This is a genomic window from Prevotella nigrescens (assembly GCF_031191185.1).
GTDB classification, from domain to species: domain Bacteria; phylum Bacteroidota; class Bacteroidia; order Bacteroidales; family Bacteroidaceae; genus Prevotella; species Prevotella nigrescens.
This window is the reverse complement of sequence record NZ_CP133465.1, coordinates 674,235-697,774: the sequence shown is the minus strand read 5'-3', so window position 1 is coordinate 697,774 and position 23,540 is coordinate 674,235. Positions and strand designations below refer to the sequence as shown.

Sequence of the window (23,540 nt, the reverse complement as noted above, 5' to 3'; positions counted from 1 at the left end):
TAAATCCCGATATCTATAAATAGAGAAATAATTGAAGACTGACCTTTTGTGGCGGCCAGTCCTCAATAGATTGAATCCGCATCAACTATAATATTATGTGCGAGCTTTATGTGAATGTTATTTCAGAATGCACTTTTTGCCGTTTACAATGTAGATGCCAGGGTGTAAATGTCGTAGACTTTCTGATTTCTTGCACACTAAGATGCCGTCAACAGAGTAAACATCGTAGGATAGGGTTTCGCTTCTGTTGATGGTATCTATACCTGATGCAACTTCCAAAGTTACTGGTGCCGACTCTGAACCGTCAAGGTATACAGCTGTAACGCTATAATTGTGGAAAGCATTGGCAAGGTCTACTACATCTGTGAAGTTTGTTTCTACAGTATTACCACGATACACTTTATCGCAATAGATGTTGTAGCTTGTAAGAATATTGCCCGTTTCGAAACTTGCATCGTCTACCATAAAGATAGATGCTTGTTCTTTCGACGTGTTCTGATGAATGGCGAAATAACGTGTTCCAGCAGGCAGTTTCACACTAATTTCTGTCCATTTTGCAGACTCTTGCACGTATGTATCGCCTATTTTTACGAAGTTCAGCGTATCGGTTCCTGTAGACGATGCCAAGACATCGAATGTTTCTCGCCCGTTCGTTTCCGACTTGATATTGTTTACCCAGAAGTGAATGGTCTGCTCTTTGCCCGACAGTAACGGGCTGATAAGCCAGTTGTTGGCATCGATGTACTCTGTTCCGCCCTTATTGAACTGGTAGATAGAGACGGCTGCACGTTTGCCAGAGTGTGGCGCCAGACCTTGTCCTGCCCCGAAAACATCGCTTGGTTGCCAGTTTACGAAGGCGAACTTCTCGTCCTGGTGCGGATAAGTTCCCTTCTCCGAGAGTGCACCTGCGTATCCATTGTCGGCATCAACAGTTGTCCAGTCGCCAAAGGTGGTAGACCATGCAGCATAGTTTTCAAAATTGTCTTCCATTACATTTGTTTCAATGTATGGTGCTTTCCACGTCAGTTTCACTTTGTTTTCACCAGTAGCTGTAGCTTTAAGGTCTGTCGGACCTGCAAGTTTTGCTGCAATCAGTCGTACAGTCGCACTGGCAGTGTTATTGTTTGTTTCGAGGTCGTTTTCCATTTCAACTGTGGCGGTAAGCTTCATTTCCTGCGATTGGTCTAACGATGTAGTCTTAACGGCTACAGGTATCTTTGCCTGTTGCATTAATAGAAGGTCCTGATCGATGGTAGATGTGTACACTTCCTTCCCGTTTGCTGTAACAATAAGCTTTGAACCGCGAATGTTGTCGAGTCCTGCATTGGTGACTCTGACGTCAAGATTAACAGGCTGCCCCTTCTTTACGCTCTCTACCGCATTCATTGTTATGGCAGCATCTTTTTGTAACGGGTCTATAACATTGATGTTATCTACATATATTGGGGTGTCCCCGAGCGGGGCAGTTGCCATGCCACGTATTCTGATTCGGAAGTAATCCAGACTTAAAAGTTCAGTTGGCAAGTCGAGTATTACATGATTCCATTTTGCTGTACCCGTAGTTTCGGCTGACAGATCGTGTGTCCAGAAGTTTATAGAAGTTCCATCTTGTTTTACTAATTCGATGGCTAACGAACCTTTTGTGCCCGGTTGTGCATAATAGTCGAATAGGAATTTCGGCGAAGCAGCACCTTGCAGACTAATTTTTCCTGTAACAATGGCAGCAGTTCCGGCTCTTGATGGACTGAAAACAATAGCTCCACCATCGTTATCAACCGTTCTGTCGTTAACGATATCCCATGATATTTCCTTGTTAGGACGCTCGATTGCGAAGAACTGATTTTCGAGCGACAGGTCTTTAAAACTATTGTGGAATGGAAGCATATAAGGAGTTCCAACCACGATTGCACCCACACCGTAAAGGCTCGAACCCATCGACGTGTTGGCATTAACAGCCCATTGCTTGTAGTCTTGCACGCCTTCGTTGTTCTGTAGCCCGTTTACAAGATATTCTGTGCCACCTTGTACCGAACCAATCTTCTCGCCAACAGCTCCAGCATCCGTTACATTATATATATCGTATCTTACTTCTGCTGGAACAATCACGCCTCCGTTAGCACCCTTTATGTGCTGCCATGTTATTTTAGCCGAAGTGGTTTGGTCTATGACACGCACCGAAGGAACATCTGGCTTGTCTATGCCTACATACACTTTGGCAGTTGCCCGTTCGCCGGGTTCGTCTCCATTAAAGGCTATAATGGCATATTCGTTCTTGCCCCTTGCTGCTTTATCGTCGGTCGCAGTAATGGTTGTTCTTGTTGCTGGGTTATTTATTGTTTTTACAATATAGTTGCCTTTGCGAATTTCAACCTTCGAAATAGCCGATAGTGTTGCTCCGTTGGCAGTCTTAGCAGGCGTCTTAAACGTGAAGTTTGCCTTGAGTGCACCAGACGGATCGGGCGTTGCCTTTAGTCCGGTTACAGCTGCAGGTCTTGTATTTTCTGCCGATTCGATGGACAGAGAGTCCATATAAAGGAAGTATGTTTCTGCATCTGATATAGCGTGGAAGCCGAAATGATAGTCGCCATCGGCAGCTGGCGAGAATGTGTTGCCATAAGTTTGGTAGCTTATCGATGCCAAATCGGTAGGCGGCAACAGTTCGTTGGTCATGTCCGATGCCTTGTTTCCATTACCCCACTTCACCTCAATGCGTTCAGGATAGTTCTCCAATCCGGCACGTGCGCGGAAGCTAAGCTTATAGTTCTTACCACCTTTAAGATGTATGGCAGGCGTAATGAGCCAGTCGTTACCCTTTATTGAGCTATGCTTATAGAAGAAACAGTTGGTGCTTCCGCTAAGCCACTTCCACGTTGTACCGTCATGGTTTGCATCAATAATAGTGTATAGCTCTGCGTCAGCCTCTGTCAAGAAGTCGTCGAAGTAGGGTACTCTGAATGCGCTTCCTACAGTTTGTCCGTTGCTCAATGCGAGCATGCTCTGGTGTTTCTCGTTCTTTGCCCTGACAGCGTAGGTGTATTTCTTTAGCAAGTCGGCTGGAATGTTTTCGCTGTATGTAGTTCCTTCGATATCGGTAGCAATGAGAATGGTGTCGCCGTCTACTACTTTGTAGATGTCGTACTTCAGCGAACCGAGATAACCACCGTGCGTTCCTTTGGTTGGAGCAGTCCAGTTTAGGGTTGCATGGTTGGCTGCATCAATATTGAGTCGGACGTCCTTTGCAGGCAGTGGTGTGTCGAAACCTATGTAAACCTCTTTCTTCTTCTTCGGACTGCGACCTACGTTGTTGCTTACAGTTACGGCTATCTTGTTTATTCCTTCGGGCAGAGTAACCGTGGCTTCGCACATGTCGCCCGCCTGAACGGTACCTGTTGCCACTTCGTTCTTGTTGCTCGTAATGCTATAATCGAGTGTTCCATACAACGATTTGCCACCGAAAGTTTCGTCGGGGGCACGGAACTTAATCTTGCCCGTAAGCGATGCGCCTGCAAACTCGCAGCTGAGTGCACCCACAGATGCAGGTGCTTTGTCGGCAGCCTTGGGGGCAGGAATGGTCAATGCCATAACGTTGGTGTTGCCCAGCGGAGCAACTTGCGTAAGATGTCCGTCGGCTAAGTCCACCGTATACAGCATAGACAAGCCCGTAGAGTCTACCGATGCCCAGTAGAACTCGTCGGTGCGTGGGTCTATTTCTCCACTCTGGAAGTAGGCATTGCCGTCGTGGCGTGCCACTTGTATGCCTGTTGAGCCTTTCAGGGTTTCCTTTCCTGTTGTGCGATTAATATGGTAGAAGTTGCCATCGGTGGCTACGCCGTATGCTTCGCCGTCGCTTGTGATACCCATTGCGACGTATTGATGTGCCGATTGTCCGATGGTTGTCCGTGTCATCGTCTGGTAATCTATCACACCAAACTCCCTGCGTGTAAGGTCGGCATTGTAGAACTGCCCGAACACTTCGCCCGTCTGTGGGTCGTTGGCAGTCTCGGTTGCCACAACACGGTAGTCCCTTATCACTTCAGGTTCGCCTATCATCTCCCACGTCCGGGTGTCCCACGCAAAGTGAACCACCAGAATGATGCCCCAGCCGGAGTAGGTTGTGTCGAGGTAGATGCCGTGCAGTTGCTCTGCATCTTCGGCAAGTCCGCTGCCTGCATTGAAGTATCCCTTCTCGTATCCAGCCAAAGGAGTGAACGAAATGTGCTCTGTGGGATTGAACCAACAGATGCCCACGAAGTTGTTTGAAAGGATATTTGCCCACATCTCGAGGTTGGGCAGGACCGAAAGCGGACTGCTTGCAAATCGGGGAGCATACAGTCTGGCTGCATCTGCAGGCTCGCGCAACAGCGAAGGTTTAGGTTGGGCGAGCATCATTTGGTTTAACAGCGGGAAGTTTTTTACCTCTTTAAACTTCGCGTCTGTCTTTTTCTGTTGTGGCAACACCTTCTTTAACCGGAAGGGTGCTTCTTGTTCCGGCATGGTTTGTGCCGATACCGACAGGCTCATTGTGCTGACAAAGGCGATGACGGTGAGAAAATGCTTTTTTCTTTTCATGTCTGATTAAGATAAAAATTATAAATCCAGGATACTTGTAGCAGGCTACAAGCGTGTTGTCTATCAGTGTTTACAAAGCGAGTCCCGATGGAATAGACACGTCGGGCAATAGGTCTGTCCTAACGAGTAACCTATACAAGTAATGCAAATAAATAGGCTTTTTTCATAATAGCAATGTTTTATGTGATGTACAAAAAGATATTCAGATGTCTGCAAAGATATAATAATCGTAATTAAAAACCAAATTTTATTGACAAATATTGCCGTTTTCGTGCAACTTTATTTTATTTCTCGTGCGACGATGGTTCTATCTTGCCAATCTGCTATCTATGTTGTCGTCTCAGGTCAGTCCGCTTCTTGCATCTTGCAAGTGGCTAAATTGATACGTTTGATTAGTACAGAAGGGTTCATCAAATCATGGTGCTGTGGAATTATCAAAGATGTAAAAAATATTTATCACAGCTTTGATAAATGTTTATTACAGTCATGAAAAATATTTATCACGGCTTTGATAATTTGCTGGGAATGCTGTCTGACGGTGTCTGAAGCTGCTGCTGACGATATTCAAAACTATTGTCGTAGAGTTCAGAATGATTGGAAGCAGTGTTCTGAACTGCCACAAACTACACTTAAATACACTCCAGACGCTGTACAGACACGGCATCTCATCTTTGTTTATTGGTATTCTGCCATAGCAAAAGGGCATGTCTGCGTCCGACGGACATGCCCTTTCAGCTTGCATGTAGTAAAGGAAATGAGGGTCAGTTGCCGCCTCCGCTGTTCCCGTAAGGCTGACTTCCGAAGTCGTCGTCCATTTCCATTTGGCTGTCTTTCTTCTTGTTCTTCTTCGCATTGCCAAAGTTCCAGGTAAGCGTAAGGCGGACAGTACGCCCTATTCGCCAGTTCTCTTGGTTTCGTGTAAAGGTGTCGCTGTGCGTGTAAGTCTTCCGTTTACGAGTATTGAACAAGTCACGGCAGTTCACAGAGAATACTAACTGCTTGTTCAAGAAGCTTTTTCTGAAACCGAAATCTACACTCCCATTTGGCGATCTGTAGCCTTGGGCAAGGCTCTGGCGACTGTTGTAGTTGCCGGTAAGCTGCACCGACATGTCGTAAGGTAGCATAAAGCTGGCTTGCATGCGTGCATTCCATGTAAAATTGCTATTGCCTTCGCCTGTAACGGTTTGCCCATCAATATCGAAAGCAAAGCCATTCAGCTTGTAATAGTAGAAGTTAGCCGATGTGGAAAGGTTCAGAATGCGGAACAAGCGGTTTCTTGCCGTAAGTTCCAGACCCGTTGATGTGCTCTTGGCAACGTTGAAGCTGGTTTGATAGAGCAGCCCATCGGCAGGACTGCGGTAGGTTATGCGCTGCATCACGTCGGTGGTTGGACGACAGTAAGCCGATACAAGCAGCGAGTGTTCGCGCCATGTACGCAGATAGTTCAGCGAGAACGAGTTGCTGTATTCCGGCGTCAGCTCCGGGTTACCAGACGATATTACAGTGGCGTCGCTCGTGTTCCGGAACGAGTTGAGCTCTCCGCCCCATGGTCGGCGCAGCCGTCTGGTGTAGTTGAGCTGTAGCTGGTCGTTCTTCGTAAGCTGGTAACTCATGAATATGCTGGGGAAAAGCTGGAAGTAATCTTTCTTGAAAGGCTTGTCGCGGAGGCTTGCATCGTGCTCTTGTGCCCACGAATGGCTTTCCGTGTTCACCTTCCAGTACTCGCCGCGCAAGCCTGCCATCAGTCCGAATTTGCCCGCATTGTACGACAAGGTGGTGTAGAATGCGTGTATGTTGTTTTTGTATATGAAACGATTGTAGTAGCGTTGGTCTTCCACAGGATTGTATCCGGCATAACTGTTGGCATCTACGAAACTCTCCTGAGGAGTGTTTTCTTTCGACAAGTCGGCTTGATAGCCAGCCTGAAGGCGCAGTGCTTTCGATATTTGGTTCTCGTAGTCGAGCTTTATTTCCCACGACCTGTTGTTCACGTACAGTGGCTTGTATTGGTAGCTGCCGGTAGCTCCGGGCATTGCCATGGGGTTGCCTGCCGCATCGAAGTAGGTGGTTGTGTCTTGATAAACGTTAATATTGTCGGCTTTCCACTTGTCGTAGCCCACGCTGAAGTCTAAGAAATGCTTGTCGGAGAAGTTGTGGCGGTAGTCGAATTCGGCGTGCATCATACGCATCTTGTTGTCTCCGTGCGTGTTTCGGAGCATTAAACGGCTGTTGAGCGGCGAACCAATGGTTCCGTATTCGTAGGGCGTGTTGCTGTTGTCTTTGTTTTTTCCAAACGTGAACATGCCACCAAGCGACACGTCGTCCTTCTTTGTGGCATGCAAAGTGATGCCTGCCCGGGTGAAAAGATTGTTGCCTTGCTCCTTTCTGCGACTGTTGTATTGTTGGTAAGTGTTCGTGTTAAAGTTGTCTTGATGGCTCCACGAGCCTCTTTCTTTCTTGCGATGACGGTAGCCCACATTGGCGTATGCGTCGATGAGCGGACTGTTGTAGTTTACATTAACCGATGTACTGGAGCCTCCACGCGTATCTCCGCCAGCCTGGACGCTACCATAATAGCCAGCCTTAAGGTTCCTTTTCAGTACAATATTGATGATGCCAGCCGAGCCTTCTGCCGAAAACTTCGACGAGGGGTTGTCTATTACCTCAATGCGTTCGATGCTTTCGGCAGGCAATTGCTGCAGAATGTTGGCACGGTTGTCGGCAGTTAGTCCCGAAGATTTGCCGTTAATCCACACCTCTACGCTCGAGTTGCCCCGCAAAGAGATGTTCCCATCGTTATCAACCTCTACGCTTGGAATGTTCTCTAACACGTCCGACGCAACCCCACCGGCATTCGCTATCTGCTGGTCTACGCTGAAAGTCTTGCGGTCTACCTCGAGTTTCATGTCCGAACGCTGTGCCGTTACCACCACTTCGCCGAGCGATTTGGCATCTTCAGCGATATAAATGGCAGCAAAACTCTTGTTGGGTGCAGTCTCTGTAAGACTAAACTTCCTTGTCGCATCTTTGTATCCAATGCTGCTTGCAGTGAGTATGTAGTTTCCGCCGGGCACGTCTGGAATGGCAAAACGACCCTCGGTGTCGGTTATGGCACCTTTTAATATCTTGTCGCTCCCTTCCTTCCGTATCACGACATTTATAAATTCTAACCCTGTGTTAGTCTTTTTGTCCAGCACTCTGCCCTTTACCGAGCCTTGTGCAAGCGCTACTGCTACATTCAAAACGAAGAGTAGCAAAAACGAAATAATCTTGTTCATAATATAATCTAAGACCTCTTTTGTGGCAAAAAGTTTAATGCAGAACGAAAAAAATGGTGCTAACAACTATAAAAATACTTTTTTTTGCTACCTTTGCATAGAATTATATGTGCGTAGAAAAAGAGCCATACGCAGCAATAAACCGAGACATGACGCCCTTGTAGTTCAATGGATAGAACACGGCTCTCCTAAAGCTGAAATATGAGTTCGATTCTCATCGGGGGTACAACAACCGTATTTAGAAGGCTATAATTTAACAATCACACTGTATGCTTGGAGCTATTATAGGCGACATTGTAGGTTCGCGCTTTGAATTCGGACCTACACCAGAAAGGGATTTTGAGCTTTTTACCGATGAATGTTCGTACACCGACGATACAATATGTACTGTTGCCATTGCCGATGCGGTGCTGAACGAACGTTCTTATAAGGATGCACTCTTGGATTGGTGCCGTCGTTACCCTGCACCAATGGGCGGATACGGCAATATGTTTGACGATTGGTTGCACGAAACCGACCCTCAGCCCAACAATTCGTTTGGCAACGGTGCGGCAATGCGCGTCAGTCCGGTGGGCTGGCTCTTCTCCGATTGGGAGGAAGTGATGGCGGAAGCCAAGAAAACAGCCGAGGTTTCGCACAGCCACGAAGAAGGAATAAAAGGGGCACAGTGCATTGCCGAGGTTATATGTTGGCTGCGCCACATGCGTTTTACCAAGCCCGATGTAGAACGGAAGATAGAAAAATTCTATGGCTACGAACTGCCACCAATGCGCAACATACGCAAGATTGGAGCACAGGGACACTTCGATGCTACCTGTCAGGAAACGGTTCCGATGGCACTACGGTGCTTTATGGACGCCAACAACTTTGAAGAGACCATACGGCTTGCCGTGCTTTGCGATGGCGACACCGATACGAAGGCGTGTATAGCAGGCTCGGTTGCCGAGGCATACTACGAAATTCCGGAGTGGATGGAGGAGAAAGCATTTAGCTATCTGCCCGACGATATGTTGGAAATGCTATCCCAGTTCTACGACAGAATACAGTCGGACATAAACAAATAACCCTCCGTACACTATCCGCGTAAGGGTGAAATAGTCGCTATAGAACCGTAAACAATTATCACCAAAATAGCGATTGCATAAGTACTTAGTAGTTAGCGTGTTACAAAAGTGCCTGTTTTGCGTTCCAAAAACCATTGTCTTGCACGGTAAAAGAGCCTGTTTTGCACTTCAAAACAGGCTCTTTTTCATTGCCGAAATGCAGTTGTTGGTTTCCTATGCAAAGTTCTTTACATTATTTCTGCAGTTCTGGAATAACGTTGGAAAGCGATTGTAACACTTCTTCGTGCGAGCAACCCTCCTTGAAAACAATAAAAATGGTGTCGTCGCCGGCTATCGTTCCCAAGACCTCGGGCAGGTCGCTGTTGTCCAAGTTGTAGGCAATGGCACTGGCATAGCCTGGGCGTGTTTTAATAATTGCCATCTGCCCGGAGAACTGTATAGACAGATATCCACTTTGGAGAAGCATTTCCGACGCTCTTCCAGGCGTAGAAACACGTTTATACATCGAGTCGTTCGGAAGCACGTAGACATATTTCCCACCCATGGAAGCTGCTTTGGCAACCTTCAGCTGCTTAAGGTCGCGGCTCAAAGTGGCTTGTGTCAGCTTGAAGCCTTCTTTTTCTAACGCCTTGATAACCTCTTCCTGCGAACTTAACTCCATGCTCGAAATAAGCATTTTAATAGTCTCTAATCGTCTTGTCTTTACCTTCATACTACAAGAAATATATGCGTTACACTGATGCGAAAATATGCAAAATTTCCCAATTATGCAAGAATTATTGAGATAAATATTGTCTTTTATGCGTTTTTTTATTGATTTTGCCTTTGTAAGGCTTACAAATATTCTGTTCGGATTGTTTGGTACGCTATTTCCGTTACAGTCAAGCTGTAAGACAAGAATGTTCAAAACGTTCTCTATGATTGCCTCTATATATAATAAGGTGTAAGGCTGTTGCAGGGCAGAAGAGATAAAGAAATATCACTGTTTTTATAAAAAAGTACTCTAAAAATTTGGAAGTATATTATTAATACAATATCTTTGCAGTGTACTATTGAAGTGGTATAGCGTATAAAAGAATAATAATTAAAATGAAATACGATTATGATTGAAGTAAAGAACTTAGTATTCAACTATCCCGGAAACAAGCACAAGGTGTTTGACGGATTGAATTTAACGTTGAAAGAGAATCGCATTTATGGTCTGTTAGGTAAGAACGGTATGGGCAAGAGTACTTTGCTTTACCTGATAGCTGGATTGTTGCACCCGAAGAAAGGAAATGTTTGCGTCGATGGAATAGAGGCTAAGGAACGCCGTCCGGAGATGCTTCGCGAGATATATGTAGTGCCAGAGGAATATAATCTTCCTAATCTCACGCTGAAGCAGTACGTAAAAATCCATCAGGACTTTTACCCACGCTTCAGCGAAGAGATTTTAATGAACTGCCTCAGAGATTTCGAAATGCAGCCAGATGTAAACTTCAAGCACCTGTCAATGGGACAGAAGAAGAAGATTTACATGAGTTTCGCAGTGGCTTCGTGCTGTCAATTGCTATTAATGGACGAGCCAACAAACGGACTGGACATTCCTTCGAAGGCGCTTTTCCGCAAGGTGATAGCCGGAAACCTCCCTTCTGACTCGTCGCTCATTATCTCTACGCACCAAGTGCACGACGTTGAACAGCTGTTAGACCACGTCTTCATTCTCAATAACTCGGAGATGATAGTCGATGCATCGGTAGAAGAGATTGCCAAACAGTACGAATTTACTTACCGTAACGCCAACGAGATGGGCGAAGACGTGCTCTACGCCGAGCCATCGCTGCAGGGCAATGCTGTAATTGCACGCAGAAAGGCAGACAGCCCCGAAACCACAATCAACTTGGAACTGTTCTTCAATGCAGCAACCTTAGGTAAACTAAACAATAAATAAGGAGGAAAAGATATGAAAAAGATATTTGGTTTTACATTCAATGTGTGCCTTTCAATGCTTGTTTTCGCACTGTTGCTGACATCGTGCGTACGCAAAAAGCATGACTTGGGCAAGGTTATAACAAAGGAAGTTAAGGTTACACCGTTCCAAGATATTGCCGTTTATGGCAATGCAACGGTACATATAGTTCCTGGCGATACATATAAGGTAGTGATAAAAGGCAAACAAAAGCTGGTTGGCAGTGTTGAAGTAGAGCAATCGGAAGGCGGTTTGACAATTAACGATGCACGAAACAACATTTTCCCGGACAACGAGCTACGCTTCGGAAAACTTACAAAAGAAGATTTTGTAGCCGATGTCTACATCACGATGCCTACGCTGCACAATGTCTACTTGGAGAGTAACGCATCGTTGAGCATAGACAAAGCCATGACAGCAGATAGTGTCAGCTTCGGCATGTTAGGCAATTCGAGTGTAGACATAGCTGGTCTTACAGCGAAAGAACTAAAGATTAAGGCACAAGGAAACATGAACATGGGCTTCGCACACCTAACCGTAGACCGCATGCAGGCAGAAGTACAGGGCAACGCTTCGGTAGATGTTAATTTCGATATGGGTGGCGATGTAGACTTTATAATGCAAGGAAACGGTTCTGCAACGCTCTCTGGCGTAACCCGCAACAAGCCTAATTGTACTATGAGTGGCAACGGAAGTGTAGACGACCGCACCACGCGAGCACAGAAATAAGTAAGTAAAGAACTTGTAGAACAATAAAAAACAAAACGATAAATATGGAGACTTTCAATATAAAAAGATTTGGCAACGTATGCACAAGGCTTGTAATGCTTAGAAAGAAAGAATACTTCAACATCTTCTTAGCTATAACACTGTTTGTTGCTTTGATTTGCATCTTTGCTTGTAATCCTTTCAGTGGCGAAGCAAAAGAAACACTTGAGTATGCGTACTCGTTCTTTCAGGTAGTGGGTAGCATATACGCCTTCGCAGTTGTATTCATTACAGTAAACGGTGCGAACATTATTCGCGACCTGAAAACAAAGCAGCAACGTATAGACGAACTGGTATTGCCAGCTACCAACCTCGAGAAGTTCACGGCACGCGTATTGGCTTCTACTGTTCTTGTACTCATACTCGTAGCAGCTGGTATCGTGGCAGGCGACATCTTGCAGATGCTTATAAACATGCTGTTACACAAAGGAACGTTTGCCTCAATAAGCCTTTATGCTACCAAACAGATGTACAGCATGATGGAAACGAGCATTATTGCTATAGAAAATGTAGCTCATAAGCCTGTACGATTAATGTTTACCCTGATGCTCATAGGAGGCAATGCGTTCTACCTGCTGGGCGGAATGCTCTTTAGAAAAACAGCTTGGCTGAAAACAACTTTGGCTATAATCATTCTCTCAATCGTCTTTTTCAGTATGTTTGTTGGCTACGCCTACGTTGTTTACGCCTACACAAGCTATGTGGTCTATACTCCCGAATGGATGCAAAGCGCTTGGTTCAACATTGCATTAATAATGGTTCAAATATGTGCTTGCTATTATTTTGCCTACCGAATTTACTGCAAACTGCAGGCCATCAATACTCGCTGGCTGAATATTTAAACAGTTATTGTTTGTGAGAAAGGGCTGCTTGCAGCCCACTCACAATCCCAGCTATCAACATAAAAAACGATTTAATTATGAATTTCAACAATAACAAGGCGATATACGAGCAGATGGCAGACCGCCTGTGCGACGAAATAATAGCCGAAAACTATAAGGCTGACGACCGGATACCATCGGTTCGGGAGTACGCCATCATGCTGGAAGTGAACACCAACACCGCCGTGAAGGCATACGAACTGCTCGCCCGCGAAGAAATAATATACAACAAGCGGGGCTTGGGCTACTTCGTGGCACCCGATGCCCGCCCCCAGATACTGGCACAACGCAAGAAAGAGTTTGTGAACGAGCTGTTGCCGGAAGTGTTCAGGCAGATGTCGTTGCTCGGAATAGGCATAAGCGACATAGAAAAGATGTGGAACGAACAACACACAGCGTAGAAAACGCATAACAACGAACAAGAGGGCAGATTGGCAAACAAAGCTAATCTGCTCTCTTTTCTTTCTATTATAGCAACACTTTAACCCAAATCGGGCAATTAAAAACCCCGTTGTCTGCACACGTCCCATACCACTAACGAAACACAGGAACACATGTGCGCAACATTTTTCTCGGCTTCCCGTCTCGCTTTTCATGTAGTTCCGTCTCGTTTTAGCCGTACCAAATAGTAGTACTTAAAATTAAGTAACTATCTATTTAAAATTAAGTAGCTATATATTTAATATTAAATAGCTATCTACTTAAACTTAAATAACAACAGAAGATGCTTATAAAAATATGATTACCCCATAGTATAAATACGATTTAACCATAGAGAAAATGCAAAGACAGACTGTAAACGCAATTGCACACACATACATCTGCTGCACCGTAATAGGTGGAAAAATCTTTTTGAAAAGCATTCATTTTACGTAAAATAAGGCATCTTGTCTGTTCATACAGGGCAAACCAGCCCGCAAACACGCTTTTTAAGCCCTGAAAACTTGCCACATATAAAAAATATTTATAATATTGCACTGAATTAAAAACATAATATAAATAACAATTAAACACATGAAGAAAAGAACACTAATTGCAGCTTGCTTGCTGGCTGCAATGTCTGCAAACGCTCAAAGTCAGGTATCGGGCATCGACAAAAAGAACATGAACCTGAACGTAAAGCCGGGAACCGACTTCTATCAGTATGCTGCCGGCGGTTGGCTGAAGAGCCACCCATTAGACGCAGAGCACACTAACAACGGTGCGTTTACCGACCTTTACGAAGAAAATCAGAAGCGTATTCAAGAACTAATATTAGAATATGCAAGCAAACCACAGAAGAAAGGAACCCTCGAACAGAAGATAGGAACTTTCTATAACATGCTTATGGACAGCGTGCGCCTGAACCGCGAAGGCTGGGAACCGCTGAAGCCAACACTCGCCCGCATTGCTGCTGTCAAAAGCAACAAGGAATATCAACTGGTAACAGCTGAATTGGACCGTCGTGGCGAAGGCACCATGATGTTCGGAATAGGCGTTGGTGCCGACATGCGCAATGCATCTATGAACATCGTAGCCATTGGTCAAGGTGGCTTGGGCTTGGGAACACGCGACTATTATCTGAACGACGACCCACAGACCGTGAAGGTTCGCGAAGCCTACAAAACCTACATGAAGAACCTTTTCAAGATGGTAGGCAACGACGAAGCTACTGCTGCAAAGAAGGTGGAAGCCATCATGGCAATAGAAACACGCATAGCAAAGGTCAGCTACTCAAACGTTCAGCTTCGCGACATAGACAAGAACTATCACAAGATGAGCTACAACGACCTCGTGCTGAACTTCCCGGGCATAGACTGGGGTAACGTTTTCTTGCAGTCAGGCTTCCCTCCTTTCGATGCAGTAGACGTTGGACAGCCCGAGCCAATACACGAAGTAGAGAAGATATTGGCTGATACTAAGCTCGACGATTTAAAAGCTTACGCCGAGATAAAGGTCATTTCGGGCGCAACAAGTCAGCTTAGCGATGCCTTCCGTGCCGAAAGCTTTAAGTTCAGCAGTGTGTTGAGCGGTGCGCAACAAGACCGTCCGCGCTGGAAACGTGCCGTGGCTACGGTGTCAGGCGTATTCGGCGAAGCCATCGGAAAGCTCTATGTAGCGAAGTATTTCCCCGAAAGCAGCAAGCAGCACATGATAAGACTCGTGAAAAATTTGCAGGAAGCATTGGGGCAACGCATACAGGAAGCAACATGGATGAGTGCTGCAACCAAGGCGCAAGCCAAGGACAAGTTAGACAACTTCATAGTCAAGATAGGCTATCCGGACAAGTGGCGCGACTACAGCGGACTGCAAATAGACGACAAACTGTCGCTCTACGCAAACATGCAGAACATAGACGAATTCCTCTTGCAAGACGAATTGAACCGAAAGGTAAACAAACCGGTAGACAAAATGGAATGGGGCATGACACCACAGACCATCAATGCCTACTACAACCCTACCACGAACGAAATCTGTTTCCCTGCTGCTATCCTCCAGCCACCATTCTTCGACCCTAACGCAGACGACGCAGTGAACTACGGAGGCATAGGTGCCGTAATCGGACATGAGATGAGCCACGGCTTCGACGACCAAGGTTCGCAGTTCGACAAGACAGGTAACCAGCGCGATTGGTGGACCGCACAGGACAAGAAGAACTTCCAGGAACGCTCAAAAGTATTGGTGGACCACTTCGGCAAGGTAGAAGTCGTGAACGGAAAGAAGGTAAACGGTCAGCTCACATTGGGCGAGAACATTGGCGACAACGGCGGTTTGAACATCGCTTTCCGTGCTCTTCAGAACAGCATGAAGAAAAAACCATTGAAGACTTTGGACGGTTTCACACCCGAACAACGCTTCTTCCTCTCATGGGCACGCGTATGGGCAGGCAACGCAAGACCAGAATACTTGGAGTATCTCATCACTGTCGATCCACATTCTCCCAACATGGCACGCGTAAATGCGGCTCTTCCGGAAATCGATGCATGGTACGATGCATTCAAAATCAAGAAGGGCGACAAGCTCTTTATACCTGCAAACAAGCGTGCACACATCTGGTAAGCACGACAAAGAATGGGCGATAGGTGGCAATCAAGCTGCCTGAAGCAATACAAAAGTCCCTGCGAACCGAGCCGGCAGCCGTTCGCAGGGACTTTCCAAATGGGGAAAATAGTTGCCATATAGCATACGAATGTAAAATATAATCATTATCTTTGCACATATTAGATGCTATTTTACAGTTTCAATAGAATAATGAACAGAATATGACACAAGAGGAAAGAACAAAGATAGAAGAAAGTATTGTAGACGTATTGAAAACGGTTTACGACCCCGAAATACCCGTAAACATATACGACCTCGGCATGATTTACAAGATAGACCTGCACGATGACGGCACGTTGGACATGGACATGACCTTCACTTCGCCCTCTTGTCCGGCAGCAGACTATATATTTGAAGATGTCAGAACAAAGGTTGAAGGTGTGAAAGGCGTAGAAACAGCCAACATAAACTTGGTGTTCGACCCCATCTGGGACCAGAGCATGATGTCGGAAGAAGCACGTGTTGAATTAGGTTTCGACTGATTTGTACGCATAAACTAATCCCCATTGTACGACTATGAAGAATATTTATTTCCTTTCCGATGCCCATCTTGGCTCATTGGCAGTAGAACATCGGCGAACGCAAGAGCGCCGATTGGTTCGTTTCTTGGACAGTATAAAGCATAAAGCCGAGGCTATATACTTGTTGGGCGATATGTTTGACTTCTGGGACGAATATAAATATGTTGTCCCGAGAGGCTTTACACGTTTCTTGGGAAAGCTCTCCGAACTTACAGACATGGGGGTTGAAGTGCACTATTTCACAGGTAATCACGACCTTTGGACGTACGGATACTTGGAAGAAGAGTGCGGAGTAATTCTGCATAGAAGCGATTTGACAACCGAAATACACGATAAGGTATTCTATCTGGCGCATGGCGACGGGCTTGGAGACCCCGACCCGTTGTTTAAAATACTCAGAAAGATATTCCATAACCGTGCCTGCCAGCGACTGCTGAACTTCTTTCACCCGTGGTGGGGCATGCAGCTGGGACTTGAATGGGCAAAGAAGAGCCGGCTGAAACGTGTAGACGGAAAGGAACTTCCGTTTCTTGGCGAAGAGAAAGAGTATTTGGTGCAATACACAAGGCACTATATGCAAACGCACGAAGACATAGACTACTTTGTTTATGGACACCGACACATAAAGCTCGACCTTCCTTTGAATGGCAAAACACGTATGTTTGTTCTCGGCGACTGGATATGGCAGTTCACCTATCTTGTGTTCGACGGCGAGCATACCTTCCTTGAAGACTATGTAGAAGGAGAAAGCGTGTTGTAGAGAAAAGGCTTCTCCATTCTCTGGAACTGACCTTAATGTACGCTCATCGCCATGCCTTTTCTGAATTAAAAGCTGTTTTGTTGAAAGAAAAAGGCTGTTTATTGAATAATTTTGGACATTTAAATGAAATGGCGTATATTTGTAAACAGTTTTTTAATGCTAAGGCATTAGAACGTATTAAAGTTATCAAGATGAGATAAAAGACGAATATGAAATTCATCATTTAGAATAAAAACTCAGGTTTGTAGATTAAGTTTAGTCAAAAAGGTGGCTGTCGTGAGATAGCTACCTTTTACGTTTTATAACATAAGAATAGTCTATTGCCGATGTGTTACAGCAACTACCTTTGTGTCGCTTCGGCTGTTTTACAAAACCTATGCAGCTTTTTTGTTGTAGAGAAGCAGTTCCGATGCTTTATAAAATAATTCTTTCCTCTTTAGCCGTGGCACGCCACCATGAGCTAAAAGAGGAAAGAATATAAGGTTGTATAATACTAGTGGTGCAATAAAATTGAAGCCACTTCTATATTGATTTGATATTTAATCAGTTATAACGTTCTTAGTTTTTTTGATTTGAAATGGTAAGAGTAATTTTGCAGCCTAAATCTGCAAGATTATGAATATTGGAAAGTACATATTCTCTCAAGTCATAGACTTTGTTCCTCGTTACCAGTTTGATAAACTTGTCACGAAATATAAAGGTGATAGACATTCAAGAGAATTAAACAGCTATAATCATCTGTTACATTTATTGTTCGGTCAGATTACTGGCTGTGATTCCTTAAGAGACATATGTATGTGCCTGACAGCACATCATAATATATTGTATCATTTAGGAATTCGCAAAACAGTCACTCATTCTTCGTTATCTCGAGCCAATGAGAACCGCAACTATCACATATACGAGGAACTGGGCAAATATCTCATTGAACAAGTACGTCCATTGTATTCAGAGACAAAATTGTCAGAGGTATCTGTTGACAATGTACTTTATGCTTTAGACTCCACAACAATATCAACAAGCATAGTGCTTGCAACCTGGGCTTTGGGTAAATACAGTAAGGGAGCAGTTAAAATGCACACATTGCTTGATTTACGTGGAAGCATTCCTGCCAGCATTCATATTACAGACGGCAAATGGCATGACAGTAACGAGCTGGATAGGATTGAGCCAGAGCCACTTGCATTTTATATGATGGATAAGGCATATGTGGACTTTGATGCATTATACAGATTTCATAAGGCTGGTGCATTTTGGATTTGCCGTCCAAAAGACAACATGCGATATGAGATTGTAGACCACAAAGAAGACTTTGATGTAAGCACTGGAGTAAGAGGCGATTTTACAATACGCCTAACTACATGCAAATCCAGAAAGCTATATCCTGAACATATCCGAAAAGTGTGTTACTATGATGCAGACAACGGTAAAGAAGTCGAATTCATAACCAATAACTTTGAGATTGAAGCATTAGAAATTGCAAATCTCTATAGACACAGATGGGATATTGAGGTCTTCTTCAAATGGATCAAACAAAATATTGTTGTCAAGACTTTATGGGGATTTTCAAAGAATGCGGTAAGCACCCATCTGTGGGTTGCAATTATCACATATCTTCTAATTGCCAAGATGAAGCATGAGTACAAAAGCCCATATTCAATAACAGAGGTGGCTACTTTAACAAGAATTTCAGTACTTGAAAAAGTAAACTTGAAAGAGCTTATAACGAAGCAAGACCCTCTTCCATCTCATAATCAATATGTCAAAGAACGATCTCTTTTTGATGATATTTAATTACCGTGCAATTTTATTGCACCAGTACTAGTTGTATAAGGTAAAACACTGGTAAATGAAAACGTTATCTCAATCCGTCTATCCCCTTGCTTGTACCTTCTATTATGTATATCGGTTTACTTGCGAGCCTCTAACACCAGTTCTTGAGTATCGCGAGCGATCACGATTTCCTCGTCGGTAGGTATCAATAGTACCTTTACCTTTGAATCGTCGGCAGAGATTATGCGCTCAACGCCGCGGCAGTTGTTCTTTTCAGCGTCCATTTTGATGCCAAGGAACTCCAATCCTTTGCAGGCATCAATACGGAGACCAATCTGGTTTTCGCCTACGCCAGCAGTCCAGACAATCATATCTACGCCGCCCATAGCAGCTGCGTAAGCACCGATATACTTCTTGATGCGGTACGAATACATCTTCAATGCGAGTATGGCACGTTCGTTTCCGGCAGCTTCGGCAGCCTCAATTTCCCGCATATCCGAGCTTATTCCGGTAATACCAAGTACTCCGCTCTCCTTGTTTAGGTAGTCTGCCATCTCTTGTGGAGCCTTCCCAAGCTTCTCCATTATATAGGTTACGGCTGAAGCATCGATGTCTCCGGAGCGCGAACCCATCATTAAGCCTTCCAAAGGAGTAAGTCCCATAGAAGTATCAACAACCTTTCCGTCCTTTATTGCAGCCATAGAAGCACCGTTGCCAATATGGCAAGTAATTATCTTTTGGCTCTTATAGTCTACTCCAAGGAACTCGCATGCACGGTGAGAAACGTAGCGATGACTTGTTCCATGGAAGCCATAGCGACGCACATGGTACTTTTCGTACATTTCGTATGGAACTGCATAGAGGAACGCATAAGGCTCCATAGTGCTATGGAACGCGTTGTCGAATACTGTTACCTGTGGTGTATGAGGCATCAAGGCGTCTACTGCCTTAATACCACGAAGGTGTCCTAAATTGTGAACGGGGGCAAGTTCTATGAGACTTTCTATGCCTTCCTCTACCTCTTTCGTTACAATGCAGCTCTTTTCGAACAGGTCTCCACCTTGCACAATGCGGTGTCCAACGGCGTCAATCTCGTCCAAGCTCTTCAATGCGCCGTATTTTGGGTCGAGCAAGAGCTGGAATACAAACTTTACACCTTCCTTATGGTCGGGCATATCGTGCATTATCTTTTCCTTGCTGCCGTCTTTCAGCGTAACCTTTACGAATGCTTCGTCCAATCCTACACGTTCTGCGCCACCTTGTGCAAGCACACTTTCGTCAGCCATATCGTACAATTTGTACTTAATGGAACTGCTACCACAATTTAAAACTAATATCTTCATTCTGCAATTTCTGTTTTCTTATTTAAATAGATATAGGAGTTAGGGAGCTGTTTCCCATTCTAACTTCTCTTGTTTCTCTCGGTTATGCCTTGGCGTCTTGTGCCTGACACGCTGTGATGGCAACCATGTAATAGATGTCGTCTACCGAACAGCCGCGCGAAAGGTCGTTTACCGGGCGTGCAATACCTTGGAGGATAGGACCTATGGCAGTAGCTCCACCAAGACGTTGTATAAGTTTGTAGCCAATGTTTCCTACTTCGAGGTTTGGTACGACAAGCACGTTTGCCTTGCCTGCAATGTCAGAGCCCTTTGCCTTCTTGGCTGCAACAGTCGGGTCGAGAGCTGCATCGGCTTGCAATTCTCCATCAACTTTCAGGTCAGGATACTTTTCTTTAGCCAACTTTGTAGCCTCAATAACTTTGTCAATGATATATACACTCTTGCCCGTAGCCTTGTCGATGGCGTCCTTTGCAGAGCCTTTTGTAGAGAAGCTAAGCATTGCTACCATTGGATTCTTAAAGCCTGCAACGCTCTTGGCGGTCTCTGCGGTAGTGTAAGCAATCTGTGCCATCTGGTCGGCTGTTGGGTTTGGTGTTACGGCAACGTCGCCCATAACAACCACGCCGTTCTCTCCGTATTGCTTTTCGTGTGTCAAAATGAGCATGGCACCGCTGACAACGCTAATGCCTGGAGCACACTTAATAATTTGTAATGCGGGGCGCAGCGTGTCGCCAGTGGTTGAAAGTGCACCCGAAATCTGCCCGTCGGCACCTTCTGTCTTTATAATCATGCAGCCTAAGTATAGGTTGTTCTTTACCAATTCGCGTGCTTTTTCTATCGTCATGCCCTTGTTCTTGCGTAGTTCGGTAAGCAATGCTGCATATTCTTCGCTACGTGGGTTGTTCTCAGGGTCTACAATGGTAGCTTTCTCAATGTGTTTCAATCCCCATTCTCCCGCAAGTCTCTTTATGTTGTCTGGGTTTCCAATGAGAATTAGTTCTGCAATGTCATCGGCTAATACCTTGTCTGCAGCTCTCAGAGTTCTTTCTTCCTCTGCTTCAGGAAGTACAATGCGCTGCTTGTTCGCTTTAGCGCGTGTGATGATTTGGTTAAGTAAATCCATAGTATACTTTTATTTTAGAAATGTTTTATATCCATTTTGCGATGCAAAGATAGCAATTTCAGCTCATAGAACCAAAAGAAACATTGTTTTTTACACCTTATTAATATAGTCCTTCTTGAGTGGTTTGCAACAGTTTATGGTGTATATATGGTTAGGGAGGCTATACGGACAACTTCTATGGGGACATTTTTGTATTGCAGCAAGAATTGTTTTCACAGTTGTCTACATAGCGATAGCTTTCTCTTTTGGCTGCTATTCTTTTGTCAAGCAAGTAGGATAAAAAACTTGCAAAGATGAAGATGAAAGATACAAAAACTATCACGAATAATTGATTTAAATCAATAAAACTGATAATATGGCAATTTTTCCTTGATATTATTTTTATTATTGGGAATTAACTTCTATCTTTGCATCGTGTTTTTCATAGTATTAGATTTAAGGTTAACAAAGGTTGGAGTACGGCGGTACTCCTTTTTTTATGTCCGTTAGTTAAGGTAACACCATTTAAAAGTCTCATGGTTAGCTTGCCGGTATCTGTTTTTAATAAACTTACAACTTTATTTTTCCGAAATGAAAGTATTCTTTTGGTCATTGTTCTGCATTTGTCTTGAGGAATATTGTGTGTGCAAAAACAATCTCCCCGACATGTAAATGTTTTTCATGTATGTGCCTATTGCGTAACTGCTTCTATATCAACGTATTATAAAACCCATTGTCTCGCACGGTAAAAGTGCCTGTTTTGTAATGTCAAACAGGCACTTTTGCATCACAAAAACCACCCTTTTGCAACGCAAAAACGTATTCATCATCTTTTAAAAGATTTATTTTTACAAAATAAGGGACGTTTCCTGCATTCGTTTTACCCAGTAAAGTAGTGATGCATTTCTTTGCGACTATCTTACTGGATAGGTTAAGATGCGTTACAATCCAAAGGAATACTTTGTTTGATTGATAGTATTTCTACCAACTATGTAAGCATAAGCAGCAGTTGGTAGGAACAAAAGTTCACCGAAAGACATCTTCTTTATTCCTGCTTGTGCTATTGTTGTTACCACTGCTCCTGGCAATTTGTTCTGCTCAATGAAGAATGCCAACGACTTTAAATCGTTAGGACGGTCGAAGAAACGGTCGGTCCACTTCACCTCTACAGCCCACCATGGCTTTTGTAATGCAACGTTTAGTCCAACAATATCTACCTCTCCTTCTTCGTTTCTGCCAATTTTCCAGTTGGCATAGTTCACTGCTACGTTTGGTCGAGGTATCCATTGTGCATACACAGCAGTCTCTATCATATCGCCGATTTCGTGGTCGTTCTCTGTAATAGGCTGGAAAAGCGCACAGCGCAGAGATGGATTGGTGAGGTAAATTTTAAACACTGTGTCTCGTTGAAAGCGCCTTGCAGTGTCGTCTGTCCTATGAATTACCTTTATTAAGAAGGCTGCTTCTAAATACTGAATATATTTTTTAAGGGTTTCTTTCCTTACTCCTGACTCGTGCGAAAGTCCTTCGTACGAGAACTGTTTGCCCGAATGATAAGCCAACATCGTGAATAAAGAGTTTAATTCTTGCACATCTTGAATGCCGTACAAGCTGGGTAGGTCGCGTAAAAGCACTTTGTCTACAATGTCTTGCTTGACGTATTGTGCCGGGTCGTTCTGCATATCGGTTCTTAATGCAACTTCCGGGTAGCCTCCAAAGTTTATGTAATCTATAAAGGCTTTGTTGAATTGCTGTGTAGAAATAGGTACGGGGAGTGCTTCAATATTGTAACAAGACCATTCCATTTTCTGCATTTTCAGATTATTTTGCAGTCCTTTTAGATGCACGTATTCGTAGAATGTGAGAGGAGGAAGGCTGAAATCGGTAAATCGTCCCGCCCCGCTTTCGTTGCTTTGCTTCTTTAATGCCGCTGCCGCAGAGCCAGAAACAACGAATTTAGTACTGTAATAAGTATCTACAAGCGACTTTAAATGAACCTCCCAGTCCTTTAAATACTGTATTTCATCGAAGAAAACATAGAAGTTCTCGTCGGTTTTGTCTGCCTTTCCAACTATTTGTTTGGCTAACGTGAATAGTTGTTCCAACGCAATACCATTATAAATAGGTGTTTCTACCGATACATAAATAATGTTTCTGCTTGGTACGCCCTCGTTAATAAGGCGTTGTATGGTGTGGTAAAGCATTACGGTTTTACCAACACGACGTGGTCCCATCAATACAACAGCCCGCCTAATGCCACTGTTTATTGCGATAGGATAGAATATATCTAAATACATTCTTGGGCTCATTTCGCTCAAATAGGGTGGAATTGCATCGGTTATCCACCATGGATTGTCTATCTTCAGGCGGTCTGTAATTTGCTTTTCAAGCAGCTCTGTATAGTTCATAAGCCTACATTTTATATGTTGCAAATATATAAATAATATTCCAT

The 23,540-nt window shown here is 44.3% G+C and carries 15 protein-coding genes and 1 tRNA gene; 10 read left to right on the top strand and 6 right to left on the bottom strand.

Annotated features, from left to right (window positions below; translation table 11 throughout):
- Positions 1 to 117 precede the first annotated feature (117 nt).
- The gene (locus RDV52_RS04975) at positions 118 to 4,569 is read right to left on the bottom strand and encodes a choice-of-anchor J domain-containing protein (RefSeq protein WP_004366715.1); all 4,452 of its coding nucleotides are present in this window, start codon (positions 4,567 to 4,569) and stop codon (positions 118 to 120) included.
- A 761-nt stretch (positions 4,570 to 5,330) separates the two neighbouring features.
- On the bottom strand, positions 5,331 to 7,847 hold the full coding sequence (locus RDV52_RS04970; RefSeq protein ID WP_223381162.1) for a TonB-dependent receptor domain-containing protein: 2,517 nt from the start codon (positions 7,845 to 7,847) through the stop codon (positions 5,331 to 5,333).
- A 154-nt stretch (positions 7,848 to 8,001) separates the two neighbouring features.
- Here RDV52_RS04970 and RDV52_RS04965 point away from each other — a divergent pair.
- Both RDV52_RS04965 and RDV52_RS04960 read left to right on the top strand, forming a co-directional pair.
- Positions 8,002 to 8,073, top strand: a tRNA-Arg gene (locus tag RDV52_RS04965).
- Between the two features lie 43 nt (positions 8,074 to 8,116).
- Positions 8,117 to 8,911 carry an ADP-ribosylglycohydrolase family protein gene (locus tag RDV52_RS04960; RefSeq protein WP_004366718.1) on the top strand — a complete coding sequence of 265 codons (795 nt, stop codon included), beginning with the start codon at positions 8,117 to 8,119 and terminating at the stop codon, positions 8,909 to 8,911.
- A 232-nt stretch (positions 8,912 to 9,143) separates the two neighbouring features.
- Here the strand turns inward: RDV52_RS04960 and argR are convergent, their stop codons facing one another.
- Positions 9,144 to 9,623: an arginine repressor gene (gene argR / locus RDV52_RS04955; protein ID WP_036875386.1), complete on the bottom strand. Its 480-nt coding sequence runs from the start codon at positions 9,621 to 9,623 to the stop codon at positions 9,144 to 9,146.
- A gap of 390 nt (positions 9,624 to 10,013) precedes the next feature.
- Between argR and RDV52_RS04950 the strand changes: the two genes are divergently transcribed.
- The 8 genes from RDV52_RS04950 (at position 10,014) to RDV52_RS04915 (ending at position 18,664) form a co-directional block, all read left to right on the top strand.
- A complete protein-coding gene (locus tag RDV52_RS04950) occupies positions 10,014 to 10,841 on the top strand; it encodes an ABC transporter ATP-binding protein (protein ID WP_004366720.1) in 828 nt (275 codons plus the stop codon).
- 12 nt (positions 10,842 to 10,853) lie between these two features.
- On the top strand, positions 10,854 to 11,588 hold the full coding sequence (locus RDV52_RS04945) for a GIN domain-containing protein (protein ID WP_004366721.1): 735 nt from the start codon (positions 10,854 to 10,856) through the stop codon (positions 11,586 to 11,588).
- A gap of 95 nt (positions 11,589 to 11,683) precedes the next feature.
- On the top strand, positions 11,684 to 12,469 hold the full coding sequence (locus tag RDV52_RS04940) for a hypothetical protein (protein WP_223381163.1): 786 nt from the start codon (positions 11,684 to 11,686) through the stop codon (positions 12,467 to 12,469).
- Between the two features lie 77 nt (positions 12,470 to 12,546).
- On the top strand, positions 12,547 to 12,909 hold the full coding sequence (locus tag RDV52_RS04935; protein WP_004362967.1) for a GntR family transcriptional regulator: 363 nt from the start codon (positions 12,547 to 12,549) through the stop codon (positions 12,907 to 12,909).
- Between the two features lie 613 nt (positions 12,910 to 13,522).
- On the top strand, positions 13,523 to 15,547 hold the full coding sequence (locus tag RDV52_RS04930) for a M13 family metallopeptidase (RefSeq protein WP_004366723.1): 2,025 nt from the start codon (positions 13,523 to 13,525) through the stop codon (positions 15,545 to 15,547).
- 203 nt (positions 15,548 to 15,750) lie between these two features.
- Positions 15,751 to 16,071: a metal-sulfur cluster assembly factor gene (locus RDV52_RS04925; protein ID WP_004366725.1), complete on the top strand. Its 321-nt coding sequence runs from the start codon at positions 15,751 to 15,753 to the stop codon at positions 16,069 to 16,071.
- Between the two features lie 34 nt (positions 16,072 to 16,105).
- Positions 16,106 to 16,870 (top strand): UDP-2,3-diacylglucosamine diphosphatase, encoded by a 765-nt coding sequence (locus RDV52_RS04920; RefSeq protein ID WP_004366726.1) that lies wholly within the window; start codon positions 16,106 to 16,108, stop codon positions 16,868 to 16,870.
- 615 nt (positions 16,871 to 17,485) lie between these two features.
- Complete coding sequence (locus RDV52_RS04915) at positions 17,486 to 18,664, top strand: IS4 family transposase (protein ID WP_115098571.1); 1,179 nt, start codon at positions 17,486 to 17,488, stop codon at positions 18,662 to 18,664.
- 116 nt (positions 18,665 to 18,780) lie between these two features.
- On the opposite strand, the gene RDV52_RS04910 is transcribed toward RDV52_RS04915, so the two are convergent.
- From RDV52_RS04910 to RDV52_RS04900, 3 genes are all read right to left on the bottom strand, one after another.
- Positions 18,781 to 19,986, bottom strand: a complete 1,206-nt coding sequence (locus RDV52_RS04910; RefSeq protein WP_004366729.1) for an acetate/propionate family kinase — start codon at positions 19,984 to 19,986, stop codon at positions 18,781 to 18,783.
- Positions 19,987 to 20,068: 82 nt separating this feature from the next.
- Complete coding sequence (pta, locus tag RDV52_RS04905; protein WP_004362973.1) at positions 20,069 to 21,109, bottom strand: phosphate acetyltransferase; 1,041 nt, start codon at positions 21,107 to 21,109, stop codon at positions 20,069 to 20,071.
- Positions 21,110 to 22,029: 920 nt separating this feature from the next.
- Positions 22,030 to 23,496 carry an ATP-binding protein gene (locus tag RDV52_RS04900; protein ID WP_004366731.1) on the bottom strand — a complete coding sequence of 489 codons (1,467 nt, stop codon included), beginning with the start codon at positions 23,494 to 23,496 and terminating at the stop codon, positions 22,030 to 22,032.
- Positions 23,497 to 23,540 lie beyond the last annotated feature (44 nt).